Below are 18,034 nucleotides of genomic sequence, written 5' to 3' on the forward strand. Positions count from 1 at the left end.
GGTAGTGAAGATTACTAATTGGAATTTCAGCGCTCTGACAATTTTTTAGGACGTTCATGATAAATGGCTTGCTCCAACTGATTATCCAATTGATAAATATCGGGATAGGTCATTAATTGTGCATCCTGGAACCAACAGGTAATGTAGGTGACTTTTATAGGAATGGGTACACGTAATTTAACCGATACGGCACTGCCGGTTAAACGACCCTGACGCAGCGCCATTGTTTTATTTTGCTGATGATCTGCTTGTAAAAGCAACATAGCCAGCCTTTCAGCTTTTTCAACGCCTATGTCTCCCGTGGTTAAGGCTCGTTGCTTTTGATTAAACCAGTTAGTTTCTTTTATCTCTGTCAGTGCCACCTTATACCGGCTTGAAAACGCGAATCTGAGCATTGAGCTTTCGGTATTTTGCGGAACCAGCGTGACCGTTTGAAGCTGATCTGGCCATATCATTTTGGCCTGCATATCAATAGCACCTACCCTGCTGTGCAATAATGGAGTGGGCGTACTGGGCTTGCCGGTAACCACTTTAAATTGATATGTCTTATCAGGCAGAAATAAAGACAGCCTGAACGAGGGTATGTTAACCTGCATGTACTTACCTGCGCCTATTGCTGCCCAGCGCAGCCTTTCCATATTAATGGCAACTTTTCTAACATTCGCCTCTGGTATCTCGTAGCAATCATCAAGATATTGGCCTTTCCACTTGTGCATCCAATGTTGCATCTCTGTATAAGCTTCTCCTTTGGGCTGAACGGCTAATAATGTTGCCTCAATATTCGGTTGTCTTACCGCCTGCGTTAAAACGGCTTCCATTCGCATGTCGCCGTAGCCGGCATCTATCTTGGTGGCAGGTAGTTCAGGATTGAGCTTCCCGTAATGTAAATGTACCATCAGTGTCAGCATCGCGTCGGTCAGCATGATTTCAAAGCGCGACTGTTGCTCTAAGCTTACCTTACCTTGTTGTTGCAAAATATCATGTAAAACGCCATAGTTTAATTCATCAGGATGGTAATCGGCATGTGAAAGTCCATACTGTAATACACAGTCAAGCATTACCATTGCTTGCCAGGCGTGCCCCGCCTCGCCTTTTTCACTAATTAGCCAAACCGGCTTAAAATTACGGCTGGTGTAAAATCTTTTGACGGATTTGGGGAAATACAAAGGCAAGGTTTTTCTTGATTGTAACTCCATCCGTATCTGGCTGGCAAGCGCGGTATCTGGTTGGGCAGCCACAATTGTACTATAATGTGTCGACAATAAAAGCAATATAATATATGCCTTAAGTCGCCAGATCGTTTTTAGCCAATGATAAATGGTATTCATCTTTAGTTTTTTTAACAAAAAACCGTTATTTAAGGTGTTGATCCAATGATGGTCATCAATGCTGAAAATGCCTCAAGTCATTTTTTACCGAGGAGCGTCCTATTAAACTTGCAGCATGAAAAAGACAAGTATCAAACATTTAACATTCTCACATCATGCCTGCCTGCGCGGGTTGGAGTTTTATGAAATAGAAATAACTTTTCTACAGGAAAGGCTGGATGAAATTGCCGGCGACAATACCGGGCATGAGGTTTCTGAGCGTATCGAGCATTTTCAGAATCAATTGATCATTCATCGTAATCAGATCGATCAGTTGAAACACCGCATCAGGGTGAACCTCGATCAGGTAACTGCTGAATTGAAGCAATCTGAAAATTATATTCAACAGGCGACAGTCGAAGCAGCCGAACAGATTGGTGTTGATTATGAGCAGGAGGAGCAATTGTTTAAGACACTCCGACAAGATTTTAATCGTTTCGCTGCGGAATGGATGTAGTCATGAAAGACACCGGCACATCCAAACCACCGCGAAACCCTGGATCGCGCCTGTTTTGAACGGTTTGCAAAGCATGATCCTCATCACTCACATAGATGCCGGGCGTCATAGAGCGATGTATTCTGCTCCGCTAATTTTATGACGTAAAGCACCACATATGGCATTAAGTAAGGATATCACTTCTTTCCTGGAGCAAACCGGCTTGATCGGGCGGTTCACGGGGCGGTTCTTCTCCGCCGGACTAAAACCGCGTTATGAGTTCCGTGAATTTTTAGCACAGTGCTACATTATCGGCTACCAGTCTTTAACACTTGTCGGGCTGACAGGATTTATCATGGGTTTGGTACTGACAATGCAGTTACGACCCAGCCTTGTCGAATACGGGGTACAATCTCAACTTCCGGTTATGGTAGGTATTGCCATCGTCCGCGAAATCGGCCCGGTAATTACTGCGTTAATTTTTGCAGGCAAGGTTGCCAGCAGCATTGGCGCCGAACTGGGTTCTATGCGCGTGACCGAGCAGATCGATGCAATGGAAGTGAGCGGAACTAATCCGTTTAAATATCTGGTAGCTACACGAGTATTGGCATGCACCTTAATGCTGCCGGTGCTTACAATACTTGCAGACGCAATATCGCTCATTGGGGCTTATATAGGGGTCAACATTCGCTCGGTAACCAGTTTCCAATTGTTTTTTGACCAGGTGTTTGCCAGTTTAAGTTTTGGAGACGTGTTGCCCGCTGTGATCAAAACTTTCTTTTTTGGTTTTGCAGTTGGTGTTATAGGTAGCTATAAAGGTTACTTTTCCAGTAAGGGTACCCGTGGTGTAGGTAATTCGGCTAATTCAGCGGTAGTATTAGCCTCAGTAGTTGTTTTTATTATCGACCTGCTGGCTGTTCAGTTAACAGACGTCCTTGGATTAAATTGAAGATATGGAAGCCAGAGAACCCGTTATTATTGTTGAACACCTTTATAAAGGTTTCGGTAAAAATAAGGTACTGAAGGATTTCAGCCTCACCGTTCACGCCAATGAAAATGTTGTGGTGCTCGGCAAGTCAGGCTCGGGCAAGTCTGTGCTTATTAAATGTATCATCGGCTTGCTAAAGCCTGATCGCGGCCGGATAAAGGTTTTTGGAAAGGATATCCCCGACCTAAGTGAAGAAGAACTTGACGAGGTAAGGGTGCGAATAGGGTTTCTCTTTCAGGGGAACGCGCTTTATGATTCTATGACGGTTAGAGAGAATCTGGAATTTCCGCTCAGGCGTCACCGCTTGAATCAAACCCAGGCAGAGGTAGACCGGCTGGTGATGGACGCCTTGGAAAACGTAGGCCTGCCACATACCGTGGATATGATGCCGTCAGAGCTTTCGGGCGGTATGCTAAAACGGGTAGCGCTGGCTCGTACTATGATCCTGCAGCCCGACATCATTCTGTATGATGAGCCAACTACCGGTCTAGACCCGGTTACGGCCCGGGAGATAGACCACCTGATTGTGCAGTTGCAAAAAAAATTTCATACCGCATCAATCATTATTACACATGATATGCACTGCGTAAAAAATACGGCAGACCATGTGGCGCTGCTATTGGATGGCCGGGTATATACAGAAGGTAGCTACAGCGACCTTAAAAACGCTGACGATCCGCAAGTGAGACAATTTTTTGAATAGATACATGAGCAAGCAAAGCATTAATAATTTAAAATTAGGCGCATTTATTCTGACTGGTTTATTTGCGCTCATCCTTTCCTTTTATTTTATTGGTAAGAATCAGCATATTTTTGGCACTAAATTTAAACTGCGTGCACGCTTTACAAACCTCAATGGCCTTCTTGAAGGGAATAACGTGCTATATGCAGGAATCCAGGCGGGAACTGTTAGTTCCATGTCACTCATCAATGATACAACAATTGAAGTAACGCTGCTGATAGATAAAGCGATAAGGCCACATATCCATCAGCGTGCTGTAGCCTCTATAGGTACTGAAGGACTAATGGGCAATAAAATTGTGAATATTACGCCGGCAACAGGTAATTTTCCGTTGGTAAACGACGGAGATCTGCTTTCTGCCAGGCAGGTAGTCAATACAGATGAGATGCTACAAACATTATCCCGGACCAATCAAAACATTGCAGGTATTTCAGAAGCGCTGAAAATCTCAGTATTACATATTAACCAAAGTAAACTGATGGCGTTGCTTGATGATCCGTCTATCGGCAACAGTTTAAAGTCGGCGCTTAAAAATATAGACCGTACGGCTTACCAGGCAAGCCACTTTGCAGGAAACCTTAACAAAGTGGTGCTTGACGTAAGAGGCGGTAAGGGTTTAGCCGGGGCGCTATTAAGCGATACGGGCATGACCACTAACTTGCGTACAGCTATGATAAATATTCGGCAGGCAACGGCTAAAACCCAAAAGATGGCAGTTGACCTGGACGGACTTGTGAGCCAAATTAATAATGACCTGGCTGGAGGGAAAGGCACTTTGCATTTATTACTGAGAGATTCAACTACGGCGGGTCACATCAGGCAGAGTCTGAAAAACATCGAGCAGGGAACGGACGGCTTTAATCAGAATATGGAGGCATTAAAACATAACTTCCTTTTCAGAGGGTATTTTAAAGATCAGGCCAAAAAGAAGACTGCGAGCTCAGCAGTAAAACCTTGATAGACTATAAATTTCTGAGGTTTAATGATCACAAGCAACAAATACCCCTCCCGCTGCCTTGGGTAACTTTTATTTTCACGTACGAGTTACTTTAAAACTGCGCAATCTATACCCAAGATAAACCCGAAATAAGCCGGCAACAAGAAACCCGGCTCCAGTATGTAAAATGATATCTTCAGTTCCCCAGATCATATCAGCGAGCAAAATAATGCCCGTAAGCAGGATAAGTGCCCCGCAGACTAACAACCACTTCCAGCCCTCCTGATTTTGCCTGCGCAGGTGCCAGGCACTGGTAATAGCTAATATCCCCCGCAGGATGAGCCAGAGAGCCAGAGCCACCGGGACTACGATAAGCGAGATGAGCGGGTAAAACCAAAGATAGATGCCTATAAAAAGATCTATGAAAGCGCCAAGTAGAGCCCTCCTGGTAAAACCGGAAGCAAGTTTGGTGAATATCACAAATGTCAATTCCATGAATCCCGTTGCAAGAATTGCAATGGCAAACATGAGCGAGATTGAGAGATAAGCAATCATCTGCCCGGTAAATATCCAGATGCCCAGCGCTATCAAAACTAAGCCACTTAGCGGAAACAACCACCAATGCCTGATATCTGGCGTTACATTATTTTTTAAACCGAAGGCTGACATGTTTTTTGATGAGCTAAAACGCGGTTAATATTATTGATTCCGTTAAGAAGCGCATCGGGATTAAAGGCAATGCTGTCAATGCCTGTTTCAACAAGAAGACGCGCAAAAGTTTCCGAATCGCTGGCGGCCTGACCACACAGTCCGATATGTTTATGCAGATGGTTTGCTTTTTCAATCATCATCCGGATGAGCTGCAGGCTGGCCGGGTCCTGCTCATCAAACTCATTGGCAATAAGTGCGCAATCGCGATCGATACCGAGGGTTAATTGAGTCAGGTCATTGGAACCGATTGAAAAGCCGTCAAATAGTTTGGCAAACTCCTCAGCCAGCAATACATTGCTCGGAATTTCGGCCATCACCAATATCTCCAGCCCATCAATACCTTGTTTTAAGCCGTTTTTGGCCATAAGCTCAAGGACACGTTTACCTTCGGCAATAGTGCGGCAAAATGGTATCATGAGCTTGACATTGGTCAGTCCCATATTTTCCCGTACCCTTTTCATAGCTTCACATTCCAGCCGGAAACCGTCGCGGTAGCGTTCATGATCATATCTGGAGGCTCCCCGGAAACCGATCATCGGATTCTCTTCTTTGGGTTCAAAATATTTGCCGCCCAGCAAGCCGGCATATTCATTAGTTTTGAAATCGCTCATGCGAACAATTACTTCTTTAGGGTAAAATGCAGCGGCTATTGTACCTACGCCCTGTGCAAGCTGGTCTATAAAATAATCTTCTTTTTTCGGATAATTATTAGTCAGATTTTGTATCCTGATCCGGTCAGTTTCATCAGTTACCTGGTCAAAATGCGCTAATGCCATTGGGTGCACCCGCACTTTGCGGGTGATGATAAACTCCAGGCGCATTAAACCGACGCCGTGATTGGGAAAGAAAGATAATTCAAACGCCTGTTCAGGATCGGCAACTATTAATTGAGCTTTTGGTTTTTGCGGTAACCGAATTGAAGCCACATTAGTAACAATTTCTGTCCAGTTAAGCTTTCCCCGATAAACGTTGCCGGTTTTTCCTTCGGCGCAGCTAAGGGTTATCACCTCACCATCTCTGATATTAAAAGTTGCGTTCTCTGTGCCTACAACAGCTACAGCACCCAGTTCGCGCGCTATAATAGCTGCGTGGCTGGTCCGTCCGCCTTTGTTGGTAACAATACCGGCTACTTTTTTCAATACAGGGTCCCAATCCGGGCTGGTAGTATCAGTAACCAGGATATCTCCGGGCCGCAGTTTGCTGATCTCGGCCGCCGAACTTAATAATCTCGCTGTGCCGCTGGTTATTTGATGTCCCACGGCGGCCCCGCTGGTAATCAACTCACCGCGCTCGGCAATCCGGCATGTTTTAACCAGTAATTTTTTGTCTTGACTATGAACGGTTTCAGGCCGTGCCTGTATCAGATAAAGCCGGCCGCTGTGCCCGTCTTTTGCCCATTCGAAATCCATGGGCTTTTGATAATGTGTTTCTATTAATAAAGCCCACGCCCCAAGCTTCAAAATATCCGAATCGTCCAGCACAAATTTTTCGCGAAGCTCCCAGGGCGTATCCATATTTATGGTGTCGTGCGACTCATCCTCGTCCTGAGGATAAACGAGCATTTTACTTTTGCTTCCCAGTGTTTTTTGAATAATTGCCTCTTTTTGCAAACGCAGGGTAGGCTTGAAAATCAAATATTCATCCGGCACTACCGTACCCTGAACCATGTTTTCCCCTAGTCCCCACACGCCCGAAATTTGGATGACGTCTCTGAAGCCGCTTTCTGGTTCAAGTGTAAAGCCCACACCAGAGCAACCCTGGTCGGCCCGCACCATTTCCTGTACCCCAACCGATAAGTAGACTTTATCATGGGCAAATCCTTTATCTTCACGGTACTTGATGGCCCGGTCTGTATATAATGAAGCAAAACATTGTTTTACGGCTTCAACTACAGGTTGATGCCCTTTAATGTTTAAATAGGATTCGTGCTGACCTGCAAAGCTGGCGTCGGGCAGGTCTTCCGCGGTGGCGCTGCTGCGCACAGCAACGGCCTGCTCCTGAAAGTTAAACGCATAATCATATGCGTCAGCTATGGCCAGTTGCAGGTCGGTTGGCATCGGGGCATCCATAATTAATGTACGTGCTTTTTGACCAACCTCAGCTAAATTGGCAAATTCTTTTCGGTCCAGCTCCTGCATAAGCTTTTTCAGAGGCAACTGCAAATGGTTGCTGCTCAGAAAATACCGGTAAGCGGCAGCGGTTACTGCAAACCCATCAGGCACAAAAATACCTTTAGGTACTAAATGGGTGAACATTTCGCCGATTGACGCATTCTTGCCGCCAACCTCCGCTATATGCCCGAGGCTGATATCCCTGAATTTTTTGATATATTGTTCCATGTCGGTTTGTCTAATGTTAAATTGATTACAGATCAGTAAGCGGTTCATCCACCATTGGCAACCATGACCGCGCCGATGATAAACACTGATGGTCTGTCGTCAGATACAGCGCCAGCTCCTTGTTTTTCAATAAAAACATGTTTTTTTAATACCGAAGGTCGTTAACTGACAGACCAATGCACATGACGGGCGTCATGAATTTACCTGATCGTCGGCAACACCAATATGCTGTATTGGAAAAGCCGGGTGACCGACCTTGTTTGGGCTTATTAAAGTTTAATTTGCGGGCGCATAACTTGTGTTTTATAAGTTTATATTTGAAGGGATAAAGATATATTCAGCTTTATATATGTGAGTATGGGTATGAAACGCTCAAAAAAGCTTTTACAAAAAGTAACTGCAGGCCTGAAGACCTTGGGTCCGGGATTGGTAACTGGTTCCAGTGATGACGACCCTTCCGGTATTGCTACGTACTCACAGGTTGGCGCTCAATTTGGTTTTGCTGCGCTCTGGACCGCCCTGGTAACTTTCCCTCTTATGGCGGCCATTCAGGAGATGTGCGCGCGTATTGGCCTGGTTACGACAAAAGGCCTTACCTCAAACCTAAGGAACCACTATCCAAAATGGACGCTTTGGGTGATGATCATTTTTTCTTTTCCGGCGATAATTCTGAACATCGGTGCGGACATTGCCGGAATGGGTGCAGCGGCAAATCTGATTGTACCAAAGGTGCCGTCATTTGCCTTCAGCATCATCTTTACAGGGCTTATACTTGCGGCTATTATTATTTTTCCATATCAAAAAGTGGCGGGTATATTGAAATGGTTTTGCATTACACTTTTGGTTTATATAGCGGTGCCGTTTTTTACTGCTGTCGACTGGAAAGCGGTATTGAAATCTACTTTTATTCCTCAAATTACCTGGAGTAAAGATTATATTAATGCGCTTGTTGCGATATTGGGAACAACGATATCGCCATATCTTTTCTTTTGGCAGGCCACTATGGAGGCGGAAGACATACGACAGCAAGGAGGTACGCTGGTTGTTGATAAACGAATGATTACCAAAATGCGCGGGGATGTGGATAGCGGAATGCTATTTTCAAACATAGTGATGTTCTTTATCATCCTTACCTGCGGCAGTGTGCTTCACCCGCATGGGGTGAAAAGTATCCAGACAGTGGAGCAGGCAGCGGCAGCATTGCGGCCTATTGCAGGCGACATGGCCTATTGGTTGTTTTCTATCGGTATCATCGGTACAGGTTTTTTGGCCATTCCGGTTCTTAGCGGCTCTTTGTCATATATGTTTGCAGAAACATTTGGTTGGAAACAGGGGCTTGATAAAAAGTTTTTCCAGGCAAAACCCTTCTATGGCGTTATTATTCTCTCTTTGGTTATTGGGGTATTGTTAAATCTGGTTGGCGTAAATCCTGTACAAGGGTTGCTTTATGCGGCCATCTTATACGGACTAACAGCTCCCGTCATTATTTTGGTTGTTTTACATATCAGCAATAACCGGGTTGTAATGGGCAATGAAGTTAACGGGCGATGGTCTAACATTTTGGGCTGGTTAACCTTTGTAGTTATGGCATCTGCCGCAATAGCTATGCTTTACCTGGAATTTTACTCGTAAACAAGGAATGAATAAGGATCAGCCAGATCTCAATTTATCCGTCGTGCTTCAGATATGCGGTGCTGACGTTTGAGGCATTAATAAAGGAAAAGACAAGTTAAAGGTTGTTCCTTTGTTTTCCTTGCTTTTTACAGTGATTTGGCCATGCAACTGGTGCACATAATTTTGAACAATGTGCAAACCCAATCCGGTTCCGGATACTTCTGCTGCATTAGAGGCTCTGAAAAAAGGCTCGAAAAGTTTTCGTTGTTCGTTTGCGGGTATACCCATCCCCCTGTCGCTAACCGACAGGGTATAACCTTCAGCACTGACATCGGTTTTGAGTATTATCTTACCGGGCTCTGCCGAATATTTTATGGCGTTGGATAACAGGTTAATAGCGCAATGTTTTAGTAGGTTGCGGTCAGAAAATATGATTTGCTCTTTCCCGCCAGGCTGGTAAATCAATTCAAGGCCCCCGGCGATAGGCTGCATCTGGGTACAAACCTCCTCTGCTAAAATGCCCAGGTCGAATGATCTTAATTCCGGCTGGAAAATTCCTGCGTCAATACGCTCAAGGGATAGGAAATCGTCAAGCGTATCAGTCATGTCATTAACGGCCATGCGTATTTTTTTCAGATGCCCCATTATCTTGTCCTCATCAAGTCGCTGGTAATAACGTTCTACCAGAGAAGCGGAAAGCTGAATTTGGCTTAATGGTGAGCGGAACTCATGAGAGGCCATAGAAACGAGCCGGCTTTTCAGCCTGCCCATGTGTTGCTCTTTGGCTAATGAATTTGCATTGCTCTTTTCCGCGCTCAGGTCATGTACGTGCCCCGTATAGTAAACCTTACCATTATCCACTACTTTAACCAGGGATAGCAATAGTGGGAACAAATTACCATCTTTTTTTCGCCCGGATAACTCGCGCTCAACAAGGTTTGCCAGGAGCTGATGGGTGTTTTCTGTATCAAGCAATTGGCCAATGCTAATACCGCCCCTGTTTTGGAGATCCAGGCCAAACAGCGTCCAGAAAGCGGGGTTGGCCAGCTGGATAATTCCCTCGCTATCGGCCACCATAAGGCCTTCGGACGCACCGTCAAATAAAGTTTCAAGCATTGTTGTTCTGTTCATTGTGAAAAGATTAAGGTATGGTGAACAATGTCAACGATGTTCAAAAAGAAAGCTAAACGGTTTGATGTCCTTTTTGGGCCGCAAACCGAATGGTTTGATGCTTTTCTCTATAATTAACTGTACTGCCTCTTCAATACTGTCTGTTACCAGAAACAGTCGCGTATCTGCCGGGCCAATAGTGGCTTCCTTTTGCATAAACTCAATATGCGCCATTAATTCCTGATGATATGATTTGCCTAAAATAATGATCGGAAAATCCTGGATCTTACGGGTCTGTATTAATGTTAGTGCCTCGAAGTATTCGTCAAGAGTGCCAAAGCCTCCGGGCATCACAACAAAAGCGTAAGAATATTTGACAAGCAGAATTTTCCGTACAAAAAAATGTTCCAGCTTGATCCATTTGTCCAGGTAGGGGTTTGGAGACTGTTCTACCGGCAACTGAATGTTGCAGCCTACAGACCGGCCGCCTACGTCTTTGGCGCCGCGGTTGGCCGCTTCCATTAACCCGGGGCCACCACCGGTTAGGATTGTGAACCCCAGCCGGGCGAAAGCGGTTGCCGCTTCTCTTGTCAATGCATAATACGGGTGGTCTTCTTTAAACCGGGCAGAGCCAAAGACGGTGATACAGGGCCCAATAAAATGCAGTGCCCTGAAACCGACAATCATTTCCCGCAGGGTCTTAAAAGCAAACTTTAGCTCTTTCCAGCGCGACTGCGGTCCGCTCAGAAAGACAATTTCAGATTCATTCATGTTCAAATATCGATGGTACTTTTTCATGCTTTACTGACCAATAACAACAGAAAAATTGATCTTGATCATTCTATGATAGGGCTGCCAGCGCCATTTTTACAAAAGCAGCTTGCAAGCCTTATTATTTGTAGTTATGTTAAAAAAGTTATTGCTATTACTGAGTTTGATCTCGCTCATTGCCTGTAAAAAACAGCGCATTACCTATCCCAGACGCATAGCAATTGTGCAAACAGTTTATGCTTCAGGCAAAGTCATGGCTGATAGTGAATATACCGTTGGTGCCCTGGTTTCGGGTACGATCGTCCGTAAGGCGGTGCGCGAAGGTGACCAGGTACATAAAGGACAAGTTATCTATATATTGCGCCATACCGCACCATCCGCAAAAATGGAAGCGGCCAGCACCACCTTGCTTAATGCCAGAGAGAACGTCTCGGTAAACTCACGTGTTTTGAGTGACCTTAAAATAGCGGTACAAAATGCTGATCTGAAATTTAGCAATGACTCGCTGCTATATAAGCGTTATGAAAACCTATGGGCGCAAAACATCGGCACTAAAATGAACCTGGATAATGCGCGTACGCAGTATGAGCTTTCCTACAATCAGAAAAGGTCGGCCCGCGAAAAATACCGGTCTACCATGAACGACCTGCAGGTGACCATGAAAAATGCACAAAGCCTGGCGGCAGGCTCCAGGACTGAGCTCGAAAACTACTTTATTCGTGCCGAAAGCAGTGGCACCGTATACCAGTTATTAAAAGAGCAGGGAGAAGCGGTTAAAATGAATGAACCTGTAGCGCTTTTGGGCAGGTCGGGGAGGCGGATCATCCGCTTGTCGGTGGACCAGGAGGACATTAGTCAAATTAAAACTGATCAGCTGGTTTTGTTAAAGACAGACGCCAGCGGCGAGCGTATTTACCAGGCAAAGGTAAGCCGGATCTATCCGGTGATGAACGAAGCTGACCAAACCTTCCAGGTTGACGCTCTGTTTACCGGCGGGGCTGACCCGGTTTACATTCACAGCTCTGTTGAAGCCAACATTGTCATAGCGAAAAAAAATAACTGTCTGACAATACCAGTGACAATGCTTCTGCCCGGCGACAGTATCTATGTGCGTGAAAATGGCCGGGTTATTACCAAGCCGGTAAAAACCGGCCTGCGCACTGTCGACGAAGTAGAAATTACCCATGGTGTCACCCCACATACAGCAATCGTTGCTCCCTTAAATCAATAGCTAAGATGTCTGTTAATCTTCTCATCGCAAAAAGACACCTGATGGCCGGCAAAAAACAAACGCTTGTTGCTATGCTGGGTGTTACGTTTGGCATAGCCATGTTTATATTGATGATTAGTTTTATGATTGGTGTAAATCAATTTATGGAAAGTACCATGCTGTCGTTTACTCCGGATGTACACCTGTATAATGACATCAGCACCGACTTTCGTTTTTCGGTAGCAAGCGATTACTTTAAAGGCCAGCCGGTAATGATCAGCGTCGCGCATCCCAAACCACGTCAAATTAAACTCAATTTAAAAAACGCGGCCGGCATAATGGCCGGGCTTCGAAAAGATCCGGAGGTTATGGGGATTTCGCCTATGGTAAGCACCCTGGTGTTTTATAATTATGGCCCGGTGCAAATTAACGGTAATATTAATGGGGTAAATATCAAGGACGAGGCGCAGATGTTTGCACTCAAAGATAAAATGGTGAGCGGCAAGCCAGAAAATCTCCTGTCTGCAGATAAAGGCATTTTAATGGGCAGTGGCCTGGCAGGAAAGTTAAATGTGCGCCTGGGCGATCTGGTAAGCCTGGCTACCCCCAATGGTACTTTACTGCGTTTCAGGGTAGTTGGTTTGTTTCGCATCGGCATTAGCGCCATTGATAACGTGCGCAGTTATGTGACACTGGCCAGCGGGCAGCAACTGTTGGGTAGGGATAAAAGTTATATCACCGATATCAGCATAAAGCTGCATGACCATGGCCGTGCTACCCCGGAAGCAGCTGCCTTAGCCAGGAAATATGGATATAAAGCGGATGATTGGGAGGCGGCCAATGCTTCGGTAAAGACGTCAAACCTGGTCAGAGATACGCTAACCTATGTAGTTAGCGTGACGCTGTTGATTGTTGCGGGCTTCGGCATATATAACATCATGAGTATGACCATCAATAATAAGATGAAAGATATAGCTATTTTAAAGGCGCAGGGGTTTGCCGGTCGCGACATCTTGCAGATTTTTTTAAGTCAATCGGTATTTATTGGACTGTTGGGAGCGCTCAGCGGGATGCTGCTTGGCTTTCTGCTGGCTTATGCCTTATCTAAAGTTCCGTTTCCGCCTAATGATTATGTTGCACTTAAATATTTCCCTGTAGCCTTTGAGCCGGCGCATTATTTTTTTGGCTTGTTATTCGGCTTTATCACCCCACTCGCAGCTGGACTAATACCGTCGCTCAAGGCTGCAAAAATTGACCCGGTAATAATATTAAGAGGATGAACGAAGCATTAGTCGCCGAAAAAGTAAACAAATATTTTCATGAACCCGAGGAGTTCCGGGTACTGCAGGATATCTCTTTCAGCATCAATCGGGGCGAATTTGTGCCAATTATCGGTAAGTCTGGCTGTGGTAAATCAACCCTGCTTTACCTGCTCAGCACCCTGGATACCGACTATACCGGTTTAATTACGATTAATGGCGAACGGGTTACCGGACTATCTCAGAACGAACTGGCAGTTTTCAGGAACAAGCACATCGGCTTTGTTTTTCAATTCCATTTTTTACTGCCTGAATTCACTGCCCTGGAAAACGTGATGCTTCCGGCTATGAAATTGGGCCGATGGAGTAAAACCGAGATCGAAGATAGGGCATTACAGCAATTGCGGCAACTGGAAATGGAACCCTTCGCTCATAAAATTTCAGGGAAGCTTTCCGGCGGGCAGCAACAGCGGATTGCTATTGCACGGGCGTTGATTAATGACCCCATGATTGTCATGGCCGATGAGCCCACAGGGAATCTGGACAGTGGTAATACCAAATTGGTATTCGATATCTTTAGCCGCCTGGCTCACGAAAAAAATATCGCTGTTGTGGCTGTGACACATGATCTTGATTTTGCCAAGCATGCCGACCGGGTTATCGAGATGAAAGATGGTCATATTATTTCTCCAAATATCTGATATCGGCAATGTTGCTGACAGATGCCATTCTGGCTATTAAACCATATTATTAACCATAATAACAGGCCAGATGCCCATCGGGCAGACTATTGATTGATTAATTTTTTATAATTTTAAACATGCTGCGACACACCGGTGAACGAAGAAGCTTTGCGCATAACTTGCGACTTGCAATCCTGTTATGCCTTAATGCGGGCTTTATCAACGCCGCGGGGTTTATGGGTTTCGCCGTGTTGACAACAAATGTAACCGGGCATGCCGCTTTGCTTGCGGTAAACCTTAGTACCGGGCAGTGGCGCTCTGTACGTATGGTGGCTTTGTGGCTGTTGCTATTTCTTGCCGGGGCCTTTGCATCTAGCCTGTATATCGGCAAGGTTGGCCGCGACCGGTCATTCGCCTATACAGCGCCGGTTGTTATAATTATTATACTGATATTATTGGTTGCAATCTTCGGTCCGCAATATCGCCACACTCTGCCAGAGACAGAATATTTTGCCGGTAGCTTGCTTTTTGCTATGGGCATGCAAAATGCGTTGGTGTCCATGATATCGGGCTCTGTGGTGCGTACCACTCATTTAACCGGCATGTTTACAGATCTTGGTATCGACCTTTCGGGAGCATTACTGTCTGGTAATAAGCTGAGCGCGGTGCATAAGCGCCGTATTTTGCTTAGACTGACAATTATTATATTCTTTTTGCTGGGCGGCTTAATTGGCGGTTTAACTTTTTTAAATATCCGGTTCAAGGCATTTTATGTCCCCCCGGCCTTATTGCTGGTTGTTTTATTTTATGATTATTTCCGCATTCGGGTTAAGCAGGTCATCCGGCACAAAATACGTTCATAACGCATAATAGCTGTAACGTAGCGAAAAGCGGCATCGCTGATAACTACGGCAAACAGGCGACCAGAGATCATCTATAGATATCTTTCTCAAAAGCGCTCGCAAATCACCTGTGCTGATGCGCGCGGTCATGTTTTCACCTGTAATGAAGTGATAATTTCGTCCAGGGATAACAACAAAAGACGCGTTTATATTGGAGCCGACTCATGTCTCGGCAATACGCTAACAGCGTCAGCTATACATTTCAGTTTAACAAAATGATGAAAAAGATAAATAAGAGCTGGCATAAGGCGCACCCTATGCCCGCAAACCCAAGCCTGGAACAGCGGATAGCCTGGCACCTGGAACATCAGCAAAATTGCGGTTGCCGGCCAATACCTCAAAGGCTGCAAGTTGAGCTAACCAAAATAAATAACGAAAGGCATTAAATGAATAAAACGGAATTATTCGGCTATACACCAGCAGAAACTTACCGTACTGCGGTTGCTTATTTTTCTATGGAATATGCAATCGATCAATCACTTAAGATATATGCGGGTGGTTTGGGTTTCCTGGCAGGCTCGCACCTGCGTAGCGCCCATCATTTGCAGCAGAATGTCATAGCGATTGGGTTGCTCTGGAAATATGGCTACTACGACCAGGTTCGTGACACAAGCAACCACATGGTACCGATGTTTATGGAGAAAAATTATTCTTTTTTGAAAGATATCGGTGTCACTTTTACAGTTACGGTCCACCAGGCTCCTGTTTATGTCAGGGCCTACTTGCTGCCACCGTCGACTTTTAACTGCGCGCCGCTTTTTTTACTAACTACGGATATCCCCGAAAATGATGGCTTATCCCGGTCTATCACCTATCGGTTGTACGACTCGAACGAAGCGACCCGCATTGCGCAAAGCATTGTTTTAGGAATTGGTGGCGCTACGCTACTGGACATCCTGGGGCTAACGCCGGACGTATATCACATGAATGAAGGTCATGCAGTAGCCTTGAATTTTTATTTATATGACAAATTCAAGAATCTTGAAGATGTAAAAAAGCGGGTGGTCTTTACAACACATACACCCGAAATGGCAGGAAATGAAGCGCACAGTTTTGCATTGCTGGATACGATGTCTTTTTTTTATCATTTAAACGGGGCGCAAGTAAGGGATTTGCTCCAGTTAAGTGGCGACCAATTTAATTATACAGTTGCCGCACTCAAATTTGCCCGCAAAGCCAATGGCGTTTCACAACTTCACGCACAGGTGGCCCGGCAGATGTGGAGTAATAACGCGGGGATTTGCCCTATTATCGCCATTACCAATGCACAAAATGAAGCCTATTGGGCCGATAGCCAGATAGGCGAAGCCTTACGGGCGAAAAACACCGGGGAATTCACAACCCGTAAAAAAATATTAAAACGCAATTTGTTAGGCATAGTGGCAGATCAATGCGGCAAATTGTTTCGCGAGGATGTATTAACTATCGTTTGGGCTCGACGTTTCGCCGGCTACAAACGCGCTGAATTGCTAATGGAAGATTGGGCCGGATTTGTTCAATTGGTTTCACAGACAAAATTTCCGGTACAGTTAATCTGGGCGGGGAAACCCTATCCCGGCGATGAAATTGGTAAGGCCCAGTTTAACCGGTTGATTGATCGTACCCGTGATTTTGCGAACTGCGCAGTTTTAACCGGCTATGAATTGCAACTCTCGGCCACTTTAAAACGTGGCGCGGATGTGTGGCTGAATACACCAAGATTATATCATGAAGCATCGGGTACCAGCGGGATGACCGCAGCTATGAATGGAACTGTCAACGTGACTATTCCCGATGGCTGGGTTCCGGAATTTGCCCGCGATCAGATCAATTGTTTTTGTATCCCAACCGCGCCTCAACACCTCACTGAAGCTGAGAAGGATCAATGGGAAAATAAAGCTTTGCTGGAAATCCTCAATCAACACGTATTGCCAATGTATTATGAAAAACCCGAAGCATGGGCCAAAATAGTGGCCACGGCTTTTGAAGACATTTGTCCGGCTTTCGACAGCGATCGTCTGGCCAGTCAGTATTACCAGGATCTTTACGGATGAGCAGGCTCATGAAGCTTGATGACTGAGATCATGTTTTTGGCGGCCCCGGTTTGCCAACTTTACCTAAAATGGCGATCAAGGTTATGAAAAAAATCATTCTCATTAATGACGGCTCCACCGCCGTAGACGCGGCGGCAAAAATGGCATTTCAGATAGCGGGGGATATGCAAGCTGAAATCTTGATTGTGCAAACTTACAACGAACGTAAAACATCTGCTGTAAAGATGCTGGCCGGCTTACGCACTGCAGCCGTCAGAGATACGCAAACTGAAACCAATAGATTAGTACGCATGCTGCAGTACGTTAACGAAGGGCGCCACGGCTATCAACCATCGATCTCTGCAACTTCGCTGAAACTTACAGATGCAGCTGGCATGGCTGAGCTGGCGCTGCGCACCAATTGCTGGTTAATCATCCGGGGCTGCGGCCAAATGCCTGCTGGCCAGGCGTCGCTTGATTTTCAAAGTCTTCTTGACCGGCTGCGTTGCCCGCTGTTGTTGGTGCCTGAGGGCTGGGCGACTCATCCTATTCGCCGCATCACTTATATGGCCGATGTTAGATATTGCCAGGTAAATATTATGCGTTATCTGGCCAATTGGGCTATAGCTTCTAAAGCGGGTCTTTCTCTTGCTCATTTCAGCAAAAATGGCTTGCCGCCAATTGCTGAAAGTTATGGGCTGGGTTTATTTGCAGATATAGTGCGTCAGTTACCCGCCTGTTCACTAACGTTTAATAATATCAGGGACCCCGATATTCACAAGGCGACTGATGTGCTGATTAATGGTTTGCACAGCGACCTTTTTGTATTGGTTAACAGGCGATATCATTTTAAAGAGATTATCGGCGACCGTTTGACCGACAAATTACCCGAAGATTTGGGTATCCCATTGTTATTTTTTCCTCTCTGAGCCGATGTTGACAACAAAACCAAA

The 18,034-nt window shown here is 45.5% G+C and carries 18 protein-coding genes; 12 read left to right on the plus strand and 6 right to left on the minus strand.

The genetic code is table 11. The annotated features are described in order from the left end of the window. Nucleotides 1–26 precede the first annotated feature (26 nt). On the minus strand, nt 27–1,328 hold the full coding sequence (locus tag ACFS5N_RS10395) for a hypothetical protein (protein WP_377185033.1): 1,302 nt from the start codon (nt 1,326–1,328) through the stop codon (nt 27–29). A gap of 115 nt (nt 1,329–1,443) precedes the next feature. On the opposite strand from ACFS5N_RS10395, the gene ACFS5N_RS10400 reads away from it, so the two are divergent. Next, complete coding sequence (locus tag ACFS5N_RS10400) at nt 1,444–1,824, plus strand: hypothetical protein (protein ID WP_377185035.1); 381 nt, start codon at nt 1,444–1,446, stop codon at nt 1,822–1,824. Here the strand turns inward: ACFS5N_RS10400 and ACFS5N_RS10405 are convergent. Further along, nucleotides 1,796–1,933 carry a hypothetical protein gene (locus ACFS5N_RS10405; protein WP_377185037.1) on the minus strand — a complete coding sequence of 46 codons (138 nt, stop codon included), beginning with the start codon at nt 1,931–1,933 and terminating at the stop codon, nt 1,796–1,798. The two genes, ACFS5N_RS10400 and ACFS5N_RS10405, sit on opposite strands and share 29 nt — an antisense overlap. 48 nt (nt 1,934–1,981) lie before the next feature. Between ACFS5N_RS10405 and ACFS5N_RS10410 the strand changes: the two genes are divergently transcribed. The 3 genes from ACFS5N_RS10410 to ACFS5N_RS10420 are packed head-to-tail and all read left to right on the plus strand — an operon-like array spanning nt 1,982 to nt 4,491. Continuing rightward, nucleotides 1,982–2,752 carry an MlaE family ABC transporter permease gene (locus tag ACFS5N_RS10410; RefSeq protein ID WP_377185039.1) on the plus strand — a complete coding sequence of 257 codons (771 nt, stop codon included), beginning with the start codon at nt 1,982–1,984 and terminating at the stop codon, nt 2,750–2,752. A gap of 4 nt (nt 2,753–2,756) precedes the next feature. Further along, on the plus strand, nt 2,757–3,494 hold the full coding sequence (locus ACFS5N_RS10415; RefSeq protein ID WP_377185041.1) for an ABC transporter ATP-binding protein: 738 nt from the start codon (nt 2,757–2,759) through the stop codon (nt 3,492–3,494). Between the two features lie 4 nt (nt 3,495–3,498). Further along, complete coding sequence (locus tag ACFS5N_RS10420; protein WP_377185043.1) at nt 3,499–4,491, plus strand: MlaD family protein; 993 nt, start codon at nt 3,499–3,501, stop codon at nt 4,489–4,491. Nucleotides 4,492–4,566: 75 nt separating this feature from the next. Here ACFS5N_RS10420 and ACFS5N_RS10425 read toward each other — a convergent pair whose 3' ends face one another. Continuing rightward, nucleotides 4,567–5,139: an HdeD family acid-resistance protein gene (locus ACFS5N_RS10425; RefSeq protein WP_377185045.1), complete on the minus strand. Its 573-nt coding sequence runs from the start codon at nt 5,137–5,139 to the stop codon at nt 4,567–4,569. Further along, entirely contained in the window at nt 5,121–7,520 is a 2,400-nt protein-coding gene (ppsA, locus tag ACFS5N_RS10430; protein WP_377185047.1) for a phosphoenolpyruvate synthase, read from the minus strand. The genes ACFS5N_RS10425 and ppsA overlap by 19 nt, the downstream gene beginning before the upstream one ends. A gap of 363 nt (nt 7,521–7,883) precedes the next feature. Between ppsA and ACFS5N_RS10435 the strand changes: the two genes are divergently transcribed. Next, the gene (locus ACFS5N_RS10435) at nt 7,884–9,152 is read left to right on the plus strand and encodes an NRAMP family divalent metal transporter (protein WP_377185049.1); all 1,269 of its coding nucleotides are present in this window, start codon (nt 7,884–7,886) and stop codon (nt 9,150–9,152) included. A gap of 48 nt (nt 9,153–9,200) precedes the next feature. On the opposite strand, the gene ACFS5N_RS10440 is transcribed toward ACFS5N_RS10435, so the two are convergent. After that, nucleotides 9,201–10,265, minus strand: a complete 1,065-nt coding sequence (locus ACFS5N_RS10440) for a PAS domain-containing sensor histidine kinase (protein WP_377185051.1) — start codon at nt 10,263–10,265, stop codon at nt 9,201–9,203. A gap of 30 nt (nt 10,266–10,295) precedes the next feature. After that, on the minus strand, nt 10,296–11,042 hold the full coding sequence (locus tag ACFS5N_RS10445; RefSeq protein ID WP_377185053.1) for an LOG family protein: 747 nt from the start codon (nt 11,040–11,042) through the stop codon (nt 10,296–10,298). Nucleotides 11,043–11,148: 106 nt separating this feature from the next. On the opposite strand from ACFS5N_RS10445, the gene ACFS5N_RS10450 reads away from it, so the two are divergent. The 7 genes from ACFS5N_RS10450 to ACFS5N_RS10480 all read left to right on the plus strand — a co-directional run bounded on the left by ACFS5N_RS10450 (nt 11,149) and on the right by ACFS5N_RS10480 (nt 18,010). After that, a complete protein-coding gene (locus ACFS5N_RS10450; RefSeq protein WP_377185055.1) occupies nt 11,149–12,246 on the plus strand; it encodes an efflux RND transporter periplasmic adaptor subunit in 1,098 nt (365 codons plus the stop codon). A gap of 5 nt (nt 12,247–12,251) precedes the next feature. Continuing rightward, nucleotides 12,252–13,505 (plus strand): ABC transporter permease, encoded by a 1,254-nt coding sequence (locus tag ACFS5N_RS10455; RefSeq protein ID WP_377185057.1) that lies wholly within the window; start codon nt 12,252–12,254, stop codon nt 13,503–13,505. After that, nucleotides 13,502–14,185, plus strand: a complete 684-nt coding sequence (locus tag ACFS5N_RS10460; protein ID WP_377185059.1) for an ABC transporter ATP-binding protein — start codon at nt 13,502–13,504, stop codon at nt 14,183–14,185. Before ACFS5N_RS10455 ends, ACFS5N_RS10460 begins: the two co-directional genes overlap by 4 nt. A 119-nt stretch (nt 14,186–14,304) precedes the next feature. Beyond that, complete coding sequence (locus ACFS5N_RS10465) at nt 14,305–15,030, plus strand: YoaK family protein (RefSeq protein ID WP_377185061.1); 726 nt, start codon at nt 14,305–14,307, stop codon at nt 15,028–15,030. 254 nt (nt 15,031–15,284) lie between these two features. Continuing rightward, the gene (locus ACFS5N_RS10470) at nt 15,285–15,455 is read left to right on the plus strand and encodes a hypothetical protein (RefSeq protein ID WP_377185063.1); all 171 of its coding nucleotides are present in this window, start codon (nt 15,285–15,287) and stop codon (nt 15,453–15,455) included. Beyond that, nucleotides 15,456–17,102, plus strand: coding sequence for an alpha-glucan family phosphorylase (gene glgP, locus ACFS5N_RS10475; RefSeq protein ID WP_377185065.1), 1,647 nt, complete (start codon nt 15,456–15,458; stop codon nt 17,100–17,102). An 83-nt stretch (nt 17,103–17,185) separates the two neighbouring features. Further along, a complete protein-coding gene (locus ACFS5N_RS10480) occupies nt 17,186–18,010 on the plus strand; it encodes a hypothetical protein (RefSeq protein WP_377185067.1) in 825 nt (274 codons plus the stop codon). Nucleotides 18,011–18,034 lie beyond the last annotated feature (24 nt).

This window comes from Mucilaginibacter ximonensis (genome assembly GCF_042686265.1).
GTDB lineage: Bacteria > Bacteroidota > Bacteroidia > Sphingobacteriales > Sphingobacteriaceae > Mucilaginibacter > Mucilaginibacter ximonensis.

Excerpts from the sequence above, each read along its gene's own strand:
- ACFS5N_RS10400 (WP_377185035.1), top strand. The coding sequence starts at position 1,444 with ATGAAAAAGACAAGTATCAAACATTTAACATTCTCACATCATGCCTGC.
- ACFS5N_RS10425 (WP_377185045.1), bottom strand. The coding sequence starts at position 5,139 with ATGTCAGCCTTCGGTTTAAAAAATAATGTAACGCCAGATATCAGGCAT.
- ACFS5N_RS10440 (WP_377185051.1), bottom strand. The coding sequence starts at position 10,265 with ATGAACAGAACAACAATGCTTGAAACTTTATTTGACGGTGCGTCCGAA.
- ACFS5N_RS10420 (WP_377185043.1), top strand. The coding sequence starts at position 3,499 with ATGAGCAAGCAAAGCATTAATAATTTAAAATTAGGCGCATTTATTCTG.
- ACFS5N_RS10465 (WP_377185061.1), top strand. The coding sequence starts at position 14,305 with ATGCTGCGACACACCGGTGAACGAAGAAGCTTTGCGCATAACTTGCGA.
- ACFS5N_RS10405 (WP_377185037.1), bottom strand. The coding sequence starts at position 1,933 with ATGACGCCCGGCATCTATGTGAGTGATGAGGATCATGCTTTGCAAACC.
- ACFS5N_RS10395 (WP_377185033.1), bottom strand. The coding sequence starts at position 1,328 with ATGAATACCATTTATCATTGGCTAAAAACGATCTGGCGACTTAAGGCA.
- ACFS5N_RS10410 (WP_377185039.1), top strand. The coding sequence starts at position 1,982 with ATGGCATTAAGTAAGGATATCACTTCTTTCCTGGAGCAAACCGGCTTG.
- ppsA (WP_377185047.1), bottom strand. The coding sequence starts at position 7,520 with ATGGAACAATATATCAAAAAATTCAGGGATATCAGCCTCGGGCATATA.
- ACFS5N_RS10435 (WP_377185049.1), top strand. The coding sequence starts at position 7,884 with ATGAAACGCTCAAAAAAGCTTTTACAAAAAGTAACTGCAGGCCTGAAG.
- ACFS5N_RS10480 (WP_377185067.1), top strand. The coding sequence starts at position 17,186 with ATGAAAAAAATCATTCTCATTAATGACGGCTCCACCGCCGTAGACGCG.
- ACFS5N_RS10455 (WP_377185057.1), top strand. The coding sequence starts at position 12,252 with ATGTCTGTTAATCTTCTCATCGCAAAAAGACACCTGATGGCCGGCAAA.
- ACFS5N_RS10445 (WP_377185053.1), bottom strand. The coding sequence starts at position 11,042 with ATGAAAAAGTACCATCGATATTTGAACATGAATGAATCTGAAATTGTC.
- ACFS5N_RS10415 (WP_377185041.1), top strand. The coding sequence starts at position 2,757 with ATGGAAGCCAGAGAACCCGTTATTATTGTTGAACACCTTTATAAAGGT.
- ACFS5N_RS10460 (WP_377185059.1), top strand. The coding sequence starts at position 13,502 with ATGAACGAAGCATTAGTCGCCGAAAAAGTAAACAAATATTTTCATGAA.
- ACFS5N_RS10450 (WP_377185055.1), top strand. The coding sequence starts at position 11,149 with ATGTTAAAAAAGTTATTGCTATTACTGAGTTTGATCTCGCTCATTGCC.
- ACFS5N_RS10470 (WP_377185063.1), top strand. The coding sequence starts at position 15,285 with ATGATGAAAAAGATAAATAAGAGCTGGCATAAGGCGCACCCTATGCCC.
- glgP (WP_377185065.1), top strand. The coding sequence starts at position 15,456 with ATGAATAAAACGGAATTATTCGGCTATACACCAGCAGAAACTTACCGT.